This window comes from Synechococcus sp. R6-10 (assembly GCF_047461815.1).
Lineage (GTDB): Bacteria > Cyanobacteriota > Cyanobacteriia > Thermostichales > Thermostichaceae > Thermostichus.
In genome coordinates this window covers 1-2,021 of the sequence record NZ_JANSHW010000334.1, presented here as the reverse complement: position 1 = coordinate 2,021, position 2,021 = coordinate 1, and the positions used below count along the sequence as shown (strand labels likewise).

Here is a 2,021-nt window from a genome sequence, read left to right as displayed (position 1 = left end):
GGTTGGGGTTGACTTTTGGTTTGGTGCTGGCAGGGGCCTTTTTCGTTCGCTCGGTCTCTTTGTCGCGGCTGGTGGTGGGCTACGCCGGCTTGTTGGCTCTGCTGAGTTTGACTTTGGTACGGGTGGGGTTGCGGCTGGGCATGGGCTGGTTGTGCTCTAGGGGCTACGGTCGGCGGCAGGTCATCTGGGTGGGATCCTGGTCGGTGTTGGCGGAAGTGTTGGAGCGATTGCAGCGATCCCCGCAGTTGGGCTTCCAGGTAGTCGCCTGGGCAGGCGTGGGGCAAGGCTCTTGCGGGGAAGATCTCCCGTCCCAGGATGGGGATCCCCGGCCAGACTCATATCCAGTACTGAACACCGCCCGCCCTACCTCTGGCGGGGTTGAGTCTGCCGACAGGACTCTGTCCGGCTCATCCCGAGGAACCCTCTCCTGCTTGTGCAGTCAGCTTGAGCCTTCCTGGTCGGCTCTTGAGCGTCTGGATCTGGTCCATTTGATTGCCTATCTGCAAGCCCACCCAGAAGTGCAGGAGGTGTGGTTTGGGCAACCGGAGCTGGCAACTGCTCCTCTGTTGCTCAGTTTGCAAACATTGTCGGTGCAGGTGCGCTTGGTGCCGGATATCTTAAGTTTTTTAACGGTGAACTTCAGCCTGCAGTCTCTCGACGGGATCCCGCTGCTGACTCTGCGCCAGCCTCCCTTACGCTATGCCCACAACCGTTGCATCAAACGGGCCATCGACATTCTCGGCGCCTCTCTAGGGCTTGTGCTGCTGAGCCCCCTGTTGTTGGTGATTGCCCTGTTGGTAGCCTGCACTAGCCCTGGCCCCATCTTGTACTGGCAGGAGCGGGTGAGCTTGGATGGCCGCCGCTTTTGGATTGCCAAGTTTCGCACCATGCGAGTGGATGCTGAGGCAGCCGGCCAGCCGGGCTGGACGCGCCCCGGGGATCCGCGCCGAACCAAGATAGGAGCCTTTTTGCGCCGCACCAACCTGGACGAGCTGCCCCAACTGTGGAACGTCCTGAAAGGGGAAATGAGCCTAGTGGGCCCCCGCCCAGAGCGGCCCTACTTTGTCGAGCAGTTTAGCCAGGAGATCCCCAAGTATCCGGATCGGCATTTGGTAAAAAGTGGCCTCACCGGCTGGGCCCAGATCCACGGCCTGCGGGGAGATACCAGCATTGCCCGCCGCACCCAGTATGATCTCTACTATGTGCAAAACTGGTCGCTGTGGCTGGATCTGCGCATCTTGGCCATCACCTTCTGGCAAGGGATCCGCGGACAGCTGAGCGGGTATTAGAGGCTGCCCATGCTCTCTTCGCGCTCTCCCCAGTCTTCCGAGCTTGTCTACGAAGGCAAGGCCAAACGGGTTTACCGCACCGCCAATCCCCAAGTTTATCTTTGCCAGTACAAGGACGACGCCACCGCCTTCAACGCCCAAAAGCGGGGCTCTATTGCCGGCAAGGGAGAAGTTAATTGCACTGTCTCTAGCCGGGTGTTTGCCTACCTGGCCCAGCAGGGCATCCGCAACCACTTTTTGGCCCAGACCGGCCCCACCGAGATGCAGGTGCGTGCCCTGCACATCTTGCCTTTGGAAGTGGTGGTGCGCAACCGCACAGCGGGTAGCCTCTGCCGACGGCTGGGCCTGGAGCAGGGCCTTCCCATCGAGCCGCCGCTGGTGGAGTTCTATTACAAAAACGATGCCTTGGGGGATCCCCTGGTAACCCCCGACCACATCCGCCTATTGCAGCTGGCCACGCCGGAGCAGGTGGAGCGCCTCGGATCCCTGGCTTTGGCCATCAACAACCATCTGCAGGCTTTCTGGCGAAGCTGCCGCCTAGAGTTGGTGGACTTTAAGCTGGAGTTTGGCCTGGACGAGAAGGGAGAGATCCTGCTAGCCGACGAGATTAGCCCCGATACCTGCCGTCTTTGGGATCGGGGGGGATCTGAGCCGCGGGTGCTGGATAAAGATCTCTTTCGCTTTGATCTGGGGGATCCGGTGGCTGGCTATCAAGAGGTGTTGCAGCGGGTG

At 60.6% G+C, this 2,021-nt stretch carries 2 protein-coding genes; both read left to right on the top strand.

The window, feature by feature from the left end; all coding sequences use genetic code 11:
* Positions 1–1,289 (top strand): sugar transferase (locus NW837_RS09835; RefSeq protein ID WP_414331119.1); only part of this gene is annotated, 1,289 nt, incomplete at its 5' end.
* 9 nt (positions 1,290–1,298) lie between these two features.
* Positions 1,299–2,021, top strand: a 723-nt coding sequence (purC, locus tag NW837_RS09830) for a phosphoribosylaminoimidazolesuccinocarboxamide synthase (protein WP_414331118.1), incomplete at its 3' end; no start/stop codon positions are given.